The 14,444-nt window shown below is 57.7% G+C and carries 8 protein-coding genes; 2 read left to right on the top strand and 6 right to left on the bottom strand.

The features are described from left to right. Positions 1-142: 142 nt before the first annotated feature. The 6 genes from AU11_RS12160 to AU11_RS12135 form a co-directional block, all read right to left on the bottom strand. A complete protein-coding gene (locus tag AU11_RS12160; RefSeq protein WP_051687224.1) occupies positions 143-1,078 on the bottom strand; it encodes an alpha/beta hydrolase in 936 nt (311 codons plus the stop codon). An 8-nt stretch (positions 1,079-1,086) separates the two neighbouring features. Continuing rightward, a complete protein-coding gene (locus AU11_RS12155) occupies positions 1,087-2,271 on the bottom strand; it encodes an alginate lyase family protein (protein ID WP_043319624.1) in 1,185 nt (394 codons plus the stop codon). A 113-nt stretch (positions 2,272-2,384) separates the two neighbouring features. Then, the gene (locus AU11_RS12150; RefSeq protein WP_043319623.1) at positions 2,385-5,333 is read right to left on the bottom strand and encodes a TonB-dependent receptor; all 2,949 of its coding nucleotides are present in this window, start codon (positions 5,331-5,333) and stop codon (positions 2,385-2,387) included. A 376-nt stretch (positions 5,334-5,709) separates the two neighbouring features. After that, the gene (locus AU11_RS12145; RefSeq protein ID WP_043319622.1) at positions 5,710-8,172 is read right to left on the bottom strand and encodes a glycoside hydrolase family 2 TIM barrel-domain containing protein; all 2,463 of its coding nucleotides are present in this window, start codon (positions 8,170-8,172) and stop codon (positions 5,710-5,712) included. Positions 8,173-8,395: 223 nt separating this feature from the next. Then, positions 8,396-9,169 carry a glucose 1-dehydrogenase gene (locus AU11_RS12140; protein ID WP_043319621.1) on the bottom strand — a complete coding sequence of 258 codons (774 nt, stop codon included), beginning with the start codon at positions 9,167-9,169 and terminating at the stop codon, positions 8,396-8,398. After that, positions 9,166-10,473: a glycoside hydrolase family 105 protein gene (locus AU11_RS12135; protein ID WP_043319620.1), complete on the bottom strand. Its 1,308-nt coding sequence runs from the start codon at positions 10,471-10,473 to the stop codon at positions 9,166-9,168. Before AU11_RS12135 ends, AU11_RS12140 begins: the two co-directional genes overlap by 4 nt. Positions 10,474-10,676: 203 nt before the next feature. Between AU11_RS12135 and AU11_RS12130 the strand changes: the two genes are divergently transcribed. Both AU11_RS12130 and AU11_RS17785 read left to right on the top strand, forming a co-directional pair. Further along, on the top strand, positions 10,677-11,738 hold the full coding sequence (locus AU11_RS12130) for a DUF4861 family protein (protein ID WP_051687222.1): 1,062 nt from the start codon (positions 10,677-10,679) through the stop codon (positions 11,736-11,738). A gap of 126 nt (positions 11,739-11,864) precedes the next feature. Then, positions 11,865-14,435: a BNR-4 repeat-containing protein gene (locus AU11_RS17785; RefSeq protein ID WP_081848093.1), complete on the top strand. Its 2,571-nt coding sequence runs from the start codon at positions 11,865-11,867 to the stop codon at positions 14,433-14,435. Positions 14,436-14,444 lie beyond the last annotated feature (9 nt).

Genomic DNA, 14,444 nt, shown 5'->3' with positions numbered 1-14,444 from the left:
TCACACTCCGGAGGTGCCGCTCTTGGGTGGTGGCGTGATATCTGGTGTCAGTATGAAGCAGATGAGGCTGATGGTAAAGTGGTATGACCATCATGCCGGTTGGTTTTATGCCGGTGCCGCGCAGGGCCTGATCGGAGGTTCCCTAGTTATCGTGCACGGTTTGTTGCACCCACTTCCTCAGATCCAGCGTCCAGTCTTTGTCGACCACCTTGCGGTCCAGTCCAAAGGTGTGGCCGCCGCGTTCCAGTTGAACGGTTGTGACTGGCACCCCGTGTTTCTCTATCTGAGATGCGTACAGCAAACTGTTCTGATACGGGACCGATGTGTCATCGGTCGCGTAAACAAGAAAGGTGGGCGGCGTTCTGGAAGTGACCTGATGCTCCAGGGAAAATAAATGCATCAGATCCTTGTCGCTGGCGCGATCGCCCAGAAGTCTGTGGTAGGAACCCTCGTGCCGGTACGGATCGGTAAACGTGATAACGGGAACCCGCAGTATCGAAAACGAATGCGCAAGTTCCTCTGGCAGTATGCCCGGGGCGAGTATTTCACCAGAAAGGTTGCTCAGGCTGGCAGCAAGGTGGCCACCGGCCGATGCACCCATCACGCCGATTTTTTCGCGGTCGATTTGCCACGAGGAAGCGTTCCTGTGCAGTGTCGCCAGCGCCTGCTGGGCGTCCAGTAGCGGGACTTTATGCTGATGCTCGACTATGCGTGTGTCGGGCAGGCGATATTTCAGTACCGCTACGGTTGTAAATCCCATACTGAAAAATAGATTTGCCCACTCTTTTCCGCGGTCCCGGCCGATTGAGACATTCGCATAGCCACCCCCGGGAATGTAGAGTAACGCTGGCCCGGGTTTGCGCACGTCACTTTTTCTGAATAGAAAAATACTGGGAACAGATATTTGACGGAATCGTTTCTGCTCCTCATCCAGGGTTTCGTCCAGTGTGATCACCGGCTTGTTGAGGGGGGCGGAATCCGGCCAGATCTCTATTTCGTCTACCGCGTAATTTTCACAATGCGCACGGACGCCGCCGAGGGTGACGAACAGCAGGAAGAGCAGTCGAGTGATGATCATCTTGTTGCCTATTTGACAGGTAACAGCCGTGGGTCGCGGTCTGGTGAGGGAGCTTGCGAGAGCGTCTGCCAGGCTCGCTGGAACAGGGGCTCATCGTAGTGGCGCTGGGCGGTGTACAGGGTGTTTCTGGCCACCTGGAGATCCAGCCCGTAAAGCTCTTTGTGGGGCCAGCTGTCGGGGTCCAGTACGGTTTCCGCGATCAGCGCATAGCCTTGTTTCAGGGCGTGCCCATCGACGCTGTAATTCCATACATCAACCCCCGCAATGTCGCCGAAGCGCCCCAACAGGTTGTAGGCTTCCAGATTGAAGTTGGCATAGTGCCAGGGGCGGGTGCGCTCAAACTCCGCGTGCTGGTTACCGTGGCGATCAAACTGGCTGCCGATACGCCGCATCTGGGTAATGCGCAGGCGCCGTTTGGCGGTGGCCATATCCCCGGTGAAGAGGGCAAAGGCCACCACCTGGGCATCAAACCAGGTGCCGTGGTTGTTGTGCCAGTTGTCTTCTTCAAAGCCGTTGTCACTGGTTTGCAGCCAGTGATTGAATTGCGCAAACCACTGGCGCAACTGATCCTGCTCTTCGGCGCGCAGTTGTGGGCCCAACAGGTGGATCGCATCGAGCAGGGGGATTAAAAAGCGCGCTTCGATAATCCCGATACCGCGCCCGTCGTTGCGGCCCGGGATAGCCTGGGCGTGCTGGAAGTTCGGGTTCATACGCGTGTCGGGATCGAGAAACCAGCTGTGCAGTTGCGCGCGGGCTTTTTCCGCGTAGCTGGTATCGCCGGTGAAGTGGTAGGCCAGTGCCAGTGTGCTGACATCCCGGCTCAATTTAACCAGGCGCAGGTTGTCGCCGGCCAGCTGATTGATCTGTGGATTGCGTTTGCCGTCGCGGCGGATATAGGGCAATCCGTTTTCGGTATTCGGGTTTGGCCACCAGTAGGGCCCCAGGCTGTAGTAGTCGTGGGGATCGCCGCTGGCAGGCACCGCCTCTTTGTGGGTGACGGAATACAGCGGGCTGGAAAGCGCTTGCCGTGCGCGCTCCTGCAGACCTGCCAGGGTTTCTGGCTCCTGTTTTACCGCATTCAGTGCCTCCCGGTCATACACAAGCAGCGATTCTGTAGCTGCAGAGGCGCAGACCTGAAGCGTGCTAGCGAGGAGGGCGAGCATTGCTGCTACCCGGGGCAATAAACGAAGCATGATGGATTACCGTAGTGCGTGTACATTGGGAAAAACGTTCGGGAAAAAAAGGGACCCTGATGGGTCCCTTTTGCATCCTGTGAACACAGTGCTGTTTACTTCTAGTGAATGACTTAGAAGAAGTTGTACTTCGCCTGCAGCACAAAGATGCGACCGTCGAAGTGCGTGGCGCGAGGCTGGAATTCCGTATCCTGGTATTCCTCGTACAGAGCTTCGGTGAGGTTGTAGCCCTTGAAGGACAGGGTGAAGTTGTCGGTTACGTTGTAGTAGGCCGACAGATCCAGACGGCCGGCAGCCTTCACGTTTTTATTTCCTTCACCGTTAAAGGTGCCAACACTTTCCAGCTCGTATTCACTGCGGTAGTTGTACGCGAGGCGCACACCGAAGGGGCCATCTTCCCAGTAGCCGATCACGTTGTAGGTGTCATCGGAAATACCGGGGATACGCGCTTCCAGCGGGGAATCCTGCGAGGTACTGGAATAGTTCACGATGCCGCCGAAGCCGCTCCAGGGATAGGGCAGGAAGCTCAGGTTCTGCTGTACGGAAACTTCGTAGCCGCGTACTTCGATCTGCTCATCCACGTTCTGGATCTTGGTGATGCTGACCTGATCGCCCGCCATGATGTAGTCGGCATCGATCACATCGTAAGCGTCCACGCCGTTGGTGATGCAGTTGTCACCGGCAACGGACAGGCTGCCCACATTCACGTTGTACTCAGACAGCAGGCCCGCGTCACAGCTGGCCACTGCGGTGAAGAAGTTGTCGATGTCTTTTTGGAAAGCGGCGATGGTGATGGCGCTGCCCTCGCGGTTGTACCACTCCAGGGAGATGTCGTAGGAGCGTGCGGAGAATGGCTCCACGTCGGCACCGGGCAGGTTGATGCTGACTTCACCGGGACGCGAGGAAATGGTGGTGGCGGGCGTGGCTGCGCGCACGTTGGGGCGGGAAATGGATTCACCGTAGCCGAGTCGCAGCATCAGGTCTTCACGCAGGTCCACCGCCAGGTTCACGCTCGGCAGCAGGAAATCGTAGTCACTATCCACCGCGCGCTGTTCCGGATTATTGATATCGGTAGCGCCGAAGGCGTAGTAGGGCGAAGACGCGGTCTGCTCGGAGCTGACGTAGCGCACACCCACATTACCGGATACCGGCAGGTCGGCAACCATAAACTCCAGGTCGGTCATCAGGTACAGAGCGGAAGTGTCCAGCTCGACATCGTAGATCAGGCCGGCGCTCTGCTGGCCGCCGCGGGCGATCAGACCTGTGGTCGGTACACGCACCGGAATTTCGCCGGTGACCGGGTCCGGTGCCACATCGCCGATGGAGGCCGCGGCCAGTGCGTTGAGGGCGTCCACATCCAGTGCAAACCAGCCGCCGCCAGCGCCGGCAAAGCCCGGGGCGTCGCCACCGAAGAAGCTGCCCTGGTCAACATAGGCCGGGTTGCCGATGGCCGCGTTGTTCAGAATACCGTTCAGGTCCACACCGGTGGGCGAGCTGCGCAGGCGGTCGGAGTCCTGGGTCTGATTGGAGAAGCGGTAACCGAAGGAAACCGCAGAAACCACCGGCAGTTCCAGCGCGCGCTTGGCATTGATCTCGAAGGAGTTGGCTTCGGTTTCCAGGGTTTCGTAGGTACCGGTAATCAGTGCCTGGATTTTGGGGTTGTCGACCAGGGTAGTGACACCGGAACTGCTCAGAGTGTCTTTTACCAGCCACTCCCCGTCGAGGTTGACGTTTTCCAGCCCGCTGAACTCGGTCACGAAGTTGCCAATATCGCCCTCGCCGGTGTACAGGCGGCCGGAGATACCGCTGGAACCCGCCTGGAAAATCGGTGTGTAGAAGAGTTCGTTCCAGTTGTTTTCGGCTGATGACAGGGACACAAGTCCGTCCACGGTCCAATCATCGTTGGCCCACTCCGCGTCCATCAGCACCGCCTGGGATTGCTCGTAGGTATCCCAGATACGCGAGGTGTTGCGGTAGTCCACTTGGTCAAACAGGATGTCGGAGACCACAAAAATCGGGTTGCCGTTGTCGTCCACCTTACCGGTGTTCCGCGGTGCACTGTTGGGGGTGATGATGGTGCCGCCGCTGCGGGTGCGCAGATCCAGTTCCTGCTGGCCGTTCTCATTCATATCGCGCTCGGTGTAGAGCACGTTCAGGCCGAGTTTGAGGTTGTCGTTGGCCTGGAATTCGATACCGCCAGAGAAGGAGGTACGGGAGCCTTCGTTTAGCTCGGAGCCCTGGCGCAGTTCGCCGGGCATTTTTACCACGGCGTTGTCCGGCAGGTTGTTGTCCGCGGCCCAGGTAGCGTAGTCCTCGCCATCGGCACCGACAAAATTGCCATTGCTGGGAATATTATCGTAGCGGTTGATCTTCACGGTATCGCGGCGGAAGGTCTGCTCGGATGTGGCCAGGGTGGCGGTTACCGCGAGGCGGTCGGTGATCAGGTGTTTGGAGCCGGACAGAACCATCTCGGTATCCAGTGCGTCCGCCAGCTGCTCGCTGCGGCCAGCCACAGATAGACTCAGTTTGCCGTCGTCTTTATCCAAAGCGCGCGGCAGTACCAGATCCACGGTACCGGCGATGCCGCCTTCCTGCATGGCCGCGGTCTGGGTCTTGATCACGTTGGTGCCGTTGAATACCGCCGGATCAAAAGCGCCGAACGGGTTGGGTGCGCCGAACGCCTTGGTGCTGCGCGCCGGGCTGGCAAAGGTCTGGCCGTTGGCGGTGGTCTGTACAAAACCGGAGGGCATACCGCGCAGGTTAATACTGGATTCGCGGCGCTCGCCTTCGCGGTTGAGCTGTACACCGGCGACGGCCTGCAGGGCTTCGCCCATATCCAGTGCCGGCAGGGTGCCGATATCGTCGGCGGAGATGCCGTCCACAATGGTGGAGGCGTTGCGCTTCACGTCCAGTGCGTTGTCCAGGTTGCGCTGGAACTGTGCGGTTACCACGACTTCTTCCAGGGTGTCACCTTCCTGCGCCAGGGCCGGTGCCGCGGCCAGGGCAATAACGGTGCTCAATAGGGTTTTGGTGAACGTGGGACGAATTCGATTGCTTGTCATGATCAGGCCCTCAGAGGTCTGTTTGTTATTTTCATATGTTGTCTGACGGTGCCGCTGTCAGAACCTACCATCGCTAAATCTTGGACAGGTTGTGTCATGGTCAAGCAAAAATGACAGATCGTCAAGTGGCCTTACCATCTATCCATTCGATGTTTGAGGTGACTGAATGCTCATTGTGACGAAATTTCCGCCAAAATGGCAGTTAACAGGGGTCGCTGGGGGACAACGAGGCTTGTGGGGGCGGTAGTGGAGGGCCTGGAGAGTGAGATTGAGGAGAGATGGCCGGTGGCTGACCGGTATCGGTCAAGGCCCCCGCACAGTGTGACTGCGCGGGGGCCTTGAGGGGGGCGCCTCTCGCTGGGGTGGGATTGGATGATCAGCGGTCTTCCGCCGCGGGAAGCTCGACATAGGCGCCCTTGGTGTTCTGGGTGCGGAATTCCACGATCGCCGGTCGATTTCCAGGTTTGAACCGTATGGTGGCAAGGCCATTGGCCATTTCGATGATGGATGAGCCGACGTAGGTGCCCTGGTTTTCCACCAGTTCCCCGCCGCCATTGAGTACCGAGAAATAGGCGCGCTCGCTGAAATCGATTGCGCGTCTGCCCTGTTTGTCCTGGGCTTCTGCGGTAACCAGGTAGTCGCCGCTGGCGTCGCGTGTTGCGCTAAGTACAACTTTCTCCGTCTTGCCCGGCTCTCCTATGTGGTATGTGAGACCGTATTCGTCCTCGGCGACCTTGTTGCCGGTGGTATTTGTGCCCACGGCGCGCAGCGTGTTTTCTCCTTCCATGAAGGGTACCTGCCATACCAGGCCATGGGCGGGAAACTGCCCTGGCTTGCGCTTTTTCCTGCCCAGGCTTTTTCCGTTCAGGAAGAGCTCGGCGGAATCGGTATTGCAGTACACCTTGACTGGCCGCCCGCTCTCCGGCCCAAAGCGCACGGTCCAGGTGTGGGATTCAATCCAGCAAAAAGGTGTATCGGCCCAGTAGCTCGCGAAAACGTAGTAGGCATCCTTGGGGTTGCCGGCGCGGTCTACCAGCCCCTTCTGGTTGATATAGGGCACGGGATTCTCCGGGCGCAGCGGGGTACCGAAATCCTTGAAAGCCCACTGTGCATTGCCGGCGAAATTTTCGGTGCCTTCGCTCACCGACAGGTGCCAGTCGAACAGGTCCACCATGTAGTTTTCGTTCCAGTCGCTGTCCTTGGCCACGCTTTTTACTACCGCCTGATTCATGGCTTCGGTGACGGATACCTGGGCATCGGGGATACCGTTTTTATCGATGGGCGTTTCCGTATGCCTGCCGCGGTGGCTGGAGCCACCGTATTCCATATGCAGGAAGGCGGGGTATTTACCCATCGCGTCTTCCAGCGCTGCTCCATACTGGCCGTAGGCACCGCCATACCATCCCGCCCAGATGGAGGGGGAGAAGGCATCCACCACTTCCGCACCCGGATAGTACTTGCGGATGGTGGTCATGCGCTGCGGATCCAGTTCCTTGGCGACCTTGTTCAAGTGCTTGAGATAGGGCAGCACTACCGCATCGTCGCCACCACCGGGGAAGTCCTCTTCCCAGTAAATCTCGTTGCCCAGGGACCAGAAGGCGATGCTCGGATGATTGAAGTTCTGCTCGATCTGCTGCCGCAGCAGCCGCTCGGTATTCTCTTTCCACATCTCGCCGCCCATACCGCCGCGACACCAGGGTAGTTCATCCCACAGGATCAGCCCGAGTTCGTCTGCAGCGCGGTAGATTTCCGGGTCCTGGGGGTAGTGCGCGAGGCGCACAAAATTGGCCCCCATCTGTTTGATCTGTTGCATATCCGCACGGTGCTGGTCATTGCTCATGGCGGCACCGATTCCTGCGTGCTCTTCATGGCGGTGGGTGCCGCGAATCAGCACCCGCTCCCCGTTGACGAAGAAGCCCTGGTTCGGGCGCATCTCAAACCAGCGGTAGCCGAAACGCTCGCGATGCTGGTGCAGGGTTTTACCGTTGGCGTTCTGCAGCTCGGTAACCAATGTGTACAGCGCCGGTGAACCCGAGGACCAGAGTTGCGGTCGTTGCAACAGTGGCAGCTCGGCCTCCGCCTGCTCGCCGTCAATCTCGGTTTCGCTGCTGCTTACGGGTTTTCCCGCAGGGTCCAACAGTGTCAACTGCAGGCGCGCTGCCTTGTCGTTGGTGCTGGCTGCGGACGATTTTTCCAGGGTGATCCGCACCTTTGTCTGCGCCGATTCATGACTGACATTGGGGGTGGTGATCGCTACAGACTGAATGTGTTCTGCAGGTAACTGCTGCAGCCATACATCGCGGGTCAGGCCGCCGTGAATAAAAAAGTCGGCCTTTTGTGAAGGAATCAGGTTGCGATCGTATTCATTGGATACGCGCACCTGCACCAGGTTGTCGGCATCGGGCTGCAGGTGTTCGGTAAGCTCGACGGTAAAGCCCAGGTAGCCGCCAATATGTTCGCCGATCATGCGCCCATTCAGGTAAACCCGCGCCTTCTGATTGGCGCCCTCAAAGTAGAGCTTGTGGCGTGTGCCGTTGGGCAGATTATCCGCGATACGAAATCGCTTGCTATACCAGCCCGCACCGCGTCGGTAACCGGGCTGTGCATCCACGGTATCGGTGGCGTTCCAGGTGTGAGGCAGTGTCACGTCCATTGCACCCGCCGCATTGAGCGGCGGTGGCGATAGCCGTTCGTCCTGCAGGTATTCCCAGTCGCTATTGAACAACTGCTGTTCCTGTAGCGCTGAAGCCCAGGCTGTGGAAAACAACAGGTAAAAAAAAGCACCGCAAAAAAACAGTGCGGTGCCTGAGGGTGAGGATGATTCCTCTACGCGTTGCATGGTTGGCTCCGTAAATTTTTATCGAAATAGTTTCTCGGATTTGCCTAAATCAATTTTCTAAAAGTATTGCGAATGCCGAGAAAATGTAGCGAGCGGGTGTCTGGTGGTGACCGCCTGCGCACAGACCGCGGAGCGTACACTAGTACGTGAGCAGCGACCGGGCTGGCGCACCAGCACAGTCGGGCGTCGTCAGACGTACGCGCAGTAATTTTCCCGGTATTCGCTAGCGGGCCATCCAGCCGCCGTCTACTAAGAGAATATGGCCATTCATATAGTTGGCGGCGGGAGAGGCCAAGAACACCGCGGCACCGGCCAGATCTTCCGGATTACCCCAGCGCCCCGCGGGAATACGCGCGCTGATCGCCGCATTGCGCTCGGCGTCCGCGCGCAGGTTGGCGGTGTTGTCGGTGGCGAAATAGCCCGGTGCAATGGCATTGACCTGAATATTGTTTACCGCCCACTCGTTGGCCAGTGCCTTGGTGAGCTGGGATACCGCGCCTTTACTGGCAGCGTAGGCGGGCACAGTAATACCGCCGGAGAAGCTGAGCAGCGAGGCAATATTGATAATCTTGCCGGAACCCTGCTTCAGCATCATCGCGCCGGCGGCGCGGCACATTCTGAATACGCCGTTGATGTTGGTGTCCATCACCGCGTTCCAGTCGTCATCGGAATAATCCACCGCGGGTGCGCGGCGGATTGTGCCCGCGTTGTTCACCAGAATGTCCAGGCGGCCAAAGCGGGATTCCACTTCGCGGAACAGCGCGTCGATTTGTGCCGGCTGAGACTGGTCGCAACCCAGTGCGATGGTGTCGATGCCTTCGGTGCTCAGTTCCTGTTGCGCATTCTCGGCGCTGGCGGGTGTAGAACCCACCACCACTACCCGTGCTCCGGCGCGGCCAAGGGCCATGGCCATCGCTTTGCCGAGGCCGCGGCTGGCACCGGTCACCATGGCGACTTTGCCCTCAAGGCCAAACTGCTGCTGCAGATAATCGCTCATTGTGCATCTCCCTTGTGTCCGTCCAGCTGAATCACTTCAGAGGCGGCCAGCAACAATGCGCCGGTGCCGTACAGTTGGGTATCTTCCGCGGTGGCGGAGCCCGGTGCAAAGGCGACCTGCTGAACCCAGCCCAGCTTGCCGTTCGGCTGTACGCTGTCAACCAGCGATGCCCAGCCTTTGTGTACCGCGTCTACGTATTTTTCTTCTTTCAGCAGGCCGCTGTTGACACCCCAGGCCAGCGCATACACCAGCAGGCCGGTGCCGCTGGATTCCGGTGGCGACTGCTCTTCAATTTCCAGCAGTGATGACGGCCAGCTGCCGTCTTTCTGTTGCAGGTCTACCAGGCGCTCACTCATTTCCACAAACAGGGTTTCATAGCGCTCTTTTTCTGCAAAGTGATCCGGTAGTGCCTTGAGCGTGCGCGCGATGCCGGCGAGTACCCAGCCGTTACCGCGGCCCCAGTAAATCAGGCGGCCCTTGCTGTCTTTGCGCTCAAAATAGCGGCTGTCGCGCAGGTAGAGTTTTTCGTCTTTGTTGTACAGGTAATCGGTGGTGACCCAGAATTCCTTGTCCATAAAGTCCAGGTATTTCTGCGAGCCGGTAATACGGGCCAGCTCGGCCCATACCGGCGGTGCCATAAAGATGGCGTCGGCCCAGCACCAGCGGATGGTGCAGGCAGGGTCGTCGAAATTGCGGTGGGCAAGGTCCTGATGAAACTTGTCATCGTCATCAAAATAGAGGCTGGTATCTGGTTGGTCTGCCAGCACCTTGTCGAACTGCTGTTTCAGATGGGCGATTTTCTCCTCGCCACCCATGCGCTTGTACAGATCCAGGTACACCGCGCCCATCGCATGGTCATCGGCGTGGTGTACGCGCGGACCGAGCCTCCACAAGTTCACCTCAGAATTATTGATCACCGCCTGCTCATAGGGGAGCTGCTTGCTGACCTTGGCCCATTCCAGCAGGCCAATCTGCCAGGTGGCGTACATCCAGCCCTGGGGAAGTCCACTGGCGCGGCCTTCCGGTCGCATCATGTTGCTGCGCAGGTCGTACTGGCTGAGCTGCCAGTCTGCCACGCGGTTGGCGGCGGCGGTAATGTCCGCCTGGGTGAGCGCGGGAGAGAGTTTGTCGGCGTAGGCCGGAACCTCGGCAGTCGGAGCCTGCCAGGCGATTGGTTCCGGCCAGTACTCTGCCTGGGCGGCACCGCTGGCGCTGGCGAAAGCGTTGGCTGAAGTGTGGATGCTGGTGCAGAGACTGCCGATCAGCAGTCCCAGCCCGAGTTGCAGGCTTCGGTTCAGGGTCATGATGCCACCTTTATTACTGTTATCCGTTGTACTGGTTGCGTCAACCAATTGGCACGATCGTATCAAATGCCAGGGTTCACTGTGGGCACGCATAGGCGGGTCGCTATTCCCCCGCCGCCACATTCATTTATTTGGTCATGTGGTAATACCAGTTGCAGTAGTGTATGTTGGCCTTACCATAAAGTCTAGGTGGGGAAACAATAATGTTGGATTTCACGCACAAAGCGGCGCTGGCCGCCACCATCACCCTAATTGCCGCCAGTGGCTGTGCCGATCATCGTGGTGGAGACGCCGCCGCAAAGTCCGAAACCGACCAGGTGGCGATGGCTGCGCCGAACCCCGAATCTGGTGACCCGGCGCCCGTGGAGCAATCCGCTGTGCGCGGCGCCTACGCAGAACTGGCGGTACGTCGCGGTGGCGTAGCGGGAGAGGACGGCAGGCTGCAGGGCGGTGAATACGTGCCTGTGGATTATATGCAGCTGCCGGATGACCACCAGATCGGCAACCGTCTGTTCAAGTATGAAGGCCCAGGCTGGGAATCGGAACAGGTGGCCTACCGGCTGTATTTCGATGAGCGCGCGGCCATCGATATTTTCGGCAAGACGCAGCCGCAACTGGTGCTGCCGCAAGTGGGCCAGGACGGCACCGACTATCACGCACTGGCCGACTGGGGTATGGACGTCCTGAAAGTCGGCCCGTCCCTCGGTCTTGGCGGTGTCGGTGTCTGGCACCAGGGCAAACTTGACGGTGTGCGGGATTTCGCTGGTGCATCCGTAAAAATATTTAACGAAACGGAAGTTTCCGGTGTGCGCGTGCGCTACGCCGGTTGGCAGTCCGCGGGGACCGAGCGCGACCTCGAGATGACACTGCGAATCGAGCCAGGCTCGCGGCTGACTCAGGTGCACGCCCGGGCCGACGCACCTGCGGAAACCTGGGCCACCGGCATCGTGCGCCACGGCCTGGAACCACTGCTTTCGGAACCGGGTAGTGGCGAGTGGGGCTATCTCGCCACCTGGGGCAAGCAGAGCCTGGCCGACGACAATCTCGGCATGGCGATTTTCTTCCGCAACGAAGATCTGCAGCAGATTACCGACGATGAATACAACCACCTGGTACTGCTAAACGGCGGCAGCGAAGCGCGCTATCAATTCGCGGCAGTGTGGCGGGATGACGATGTGCAGAACCGCGCGCAGTTTGTGGAGTACTTGAAGACGACCGCACAGGCGCTGGAAAGTGATCGTGCGGCAAGTGTCGAGAAAGAATAACCGTCGCCAAAAATGACGCTGCATCGCAATGGCCGGGCCTAGGTATTGCTTCTTCCTGGAGAGAGCAATACCGGGCAGGCTCTTGGTCAGACCTCAACAAAAGACCATTTTTCAAGGAGTTTTTCCATGCGCTGCATCCACTGCAGACATCGAAGCAAGTCCCGACTAAAACGGGGGTTGCTGCCCCTCTTTACCTTGGCAGGTCTGCTGTCTCCGGCGGTTTATGCGGATATTGAATTTGAAAGTCAATATAGGGTGGCTGATAACGGGCTCTACTTTAATGGGAAGAAAGTCGGTTACGAAACGCCGGACAACGGCAATAGCGAGGTATACGACTACAAATTTGGTCCGCGCATTTCCGCCCACGGAGATGCAATAAAAGTTTTCGACCAGTTCATCTTTACCACCTGGTACAAGGGTGGCAAGGATGCGCGCAACCTGATGCTGTCCCGCTACAACACCCAGACCGAAACGGTGAAAACCATTGAGTTTCCCCATCGGCATACCGGGCTACGGGGGGACTGGTGGATCGGGGAGTCACACAATACGGCGGCGATTGGCATCAGCCCCAAGGATGGCAAACTGCACATCCTTTACGACATGCACTCCTATTCGAGTAGTCAATTTCCTGATGACTATTTTCGTTATGCCTTCACAACTGTAGATGCCGCAACCGTTCCTGATGACGAGTTTACGCTCGATTTATTTGTGCAAGACCAGCCGGGTGACTACGGCCATGTGAGCCTGAATGGTGTGGCCGACCCCGCCCAGTTTCAGGACCTCACCTACCCGACTTTCTTTCTGAATGAGAACAATGACCTGATGTTCTTTATGCGCACAGGTGGAAACGACAACGGTGGCTACGTATTTACGAAATATGATGCAGCAACAGAGACCTGGGATAGCTTCACCCAGTTCAACCATCTGAATCAGGCCGCGAAAAGCCCGGACCTCGACCACAATTGGGGACTGTATGGCGATATGAAGTTTGTGAATGGAAAGCTGCGAACGGCGTTCCAGACACGAAGCGGTAACAAGAATGACAAGTTTCTGTATCAGAACGGCATCTTCTACGCCTATTCTGATGACCAGAACGGAAAAAATCAGTGGAAAACCCACCGGGGGGAAGAATTCGCGATCCCCCTGGTGGATCCGCAGCCATTAAAAGTCTATGAACCCGGTGATCTGGTTGAGGCGACCGGAAAAGACGAAGTGTATATCGTCAGCGGTTTTGATTTTACCGTAACGGATCGTGGTGATGTGCATATCATCAGCAAAGTCAAAGATCAGGTCGTCAATAAAACCGTCTATCTGCACTCCTATAAGCCCTCTGGAAGCAGTGAATTTATTCACTCTACGGAGTTTGCCGGTGCTGACAAGCTGTACACCTCCGGCGACAAGGTTTACATCATCGGACTGAAAAGTGGTCGCCCTTGGGTTCAGGCCACCGACGGCGGCACCAATGATTTTCAGACGGTATATGAAACCGGTAGTGGCTCGGCCTTTGGCCACGGAGTTCCGCATATTTATAACGGGAAACTCTACTACTACCTTCAGGAAAAGGGCGATAGCACCAGCCTGCCGTTGCACGTACAGGTGATCGATCTCGACTTGCCACAGGCGGACAGTGGACCGGAAGGGTTCACCTTCGCGGCCAGGGAGGGGGAAACCGTTACCGTTACGGGGGTGCAGGATGTCGCCTATGGTGCAAAAGGCAGCTTCTTCTATCTGTATAACCAGACGGCCGATGTACAGTGCGCGTCCGACGTTTTTGGTGATCCGCAGCCAGGGGCTGCCAAGAACTGCTACGTAAGGGCCTCCGGCGACGCCGCAGAAACTGATTCGGATGACGAATACTGTGCGGTGGCAGATCACACCTTTTCTGCCGCGCAGGAAAAGTTTGCCGATGCCTGTGCAGATTTTGCTTTCGAACGATGTGAAGCTATCACCGTAGATTCGATACAGTGGGTGATCTGCAGCAGCGTCACGAATACGCTGGATGTCCTGCAGGTGGTCAATGGAAGTCAGAAAACCCGGGTCGAAGCCGAAGACTACTCCAGAGCCAGCGATGCCTCCCCGGTTAACAAAGGTGGAGAGTATCGTTCCGGTGTTGTGGATATAGAAGCTACCACCGACAGCGACGGAGATTTTCATGTGGGCTGGATTTCCAGTGAGGATCTTCTGCACTACGACATTCTTATTACCCAGGCGGGCCCTTACCATATGCAGATGCGTGCAGCGATTCCGCTGGACGAGATCACCCTGGATGTTCGAGTCGACGATCAGCTGGTGGTAACCGAACAGGCGCTTGCGAGTACTGGAAGCGAAGGCAGCTTTACGACATTCGATATCGAACTGGGTCACCTCGAAACTGGCTCGCAGGTCCTCACTTTGCAGTTTAGCAATGATTTGAACCTGAACTGGTTCTCCCTCGAATATCAGGAAACGACCGACGCCGGGGACTCTGGAGATTCCGGAGATTCCGGAGATTCCGGAGATTCCGGAGATTCCGGGGATTCCGGGGATTCCGGGGGACCGGACGAGACAATTGATAATTCCGATGCTTCAAGTAATCAGAATGCCGGGGGAGCGGGTAGTAAGGGTGGCGCGATCGAGCCGCAATTTCTCATTCTGTTGGCCATGATCCTCTTTGTATATCGCCGTTCCCAGTGGCGGTACAGGTCTAACCCCCTGTGAAATTATTCG

The organism is Microbulbifer sp. HZ11, assembly GCF_000708675.1.
Lineage (GTDB): Bacteria > Pseudomonadota > Gammaproteobacteria > Pseudomonadales > Cellvibrionaceae > Microbulbifer.
The sequence above is the reverse complement of the archived record's forward strand: the minus strand, read 5'-3'. Positions and strand labels throughout refer to the sequence as shown.

Excerpts from the sequence above, each read along its gene's own strand:
- AU11_RS12135 (WP_043319620.1), bottom strand. The coding sequence starts at position 10,473 with ATGACCCTGAACCGAAGCCTGCAACTCGGGCTGGGACTGCTGATCGGC.
- AU11_RS12150 (WP_043319623.1), bottom strand. The coding sequence starts at position 5,333 with ATGACAAGCAATCGAATTCGTCCCACGTTCACCAAAACCCTATTGAGC.
- AU11_RS12145 (WP_043319622.1), bottom strand. The coding sequence starts at position 8,172 with ATGCAACGCGTAGAGGAATCATCCTCACCCTCAGGCACCGCACTGTTT.
- AU11_RS12140 (WP_043319621.1), bottom strand. The coding sequence starts at position 9,169 with ATGAGCGATTATCTGCAGCAGCAGTTTGGCCTTGAGGGCAAAGTCGCC.
- AU11_RS12155 (WP_043319624.1), bottom strand. The coding sequence starts at position 2,271 with ATGCTTCGTTTATTGCCCCGGGTAGCAGCAATGCTCGCCCTCCTCGCT.
- AU11_RS12130 (WP_051687222.1), top strand. The coding sequence starts at position 10,677 with ATGTTGGATTTCACGCACAAAGCGGCGCTGGCCGCCACCATCACCCTA.
- AU11_RS17785 (WP_081848093.1), top strand. The coding sequence starts at position 11,865 with ATGCGCTGCATCCACTGCAGACATCGAAGCAAGTCCCGACTAAAACGG.
- AU11_RS12160 (WP_051687224.1), bottom strand. The coding sequence starts at position 1,078 with ATGATCATCACTCGACTGCTCTTCCTGCTGTTCGTCACCCTCGGCGGC.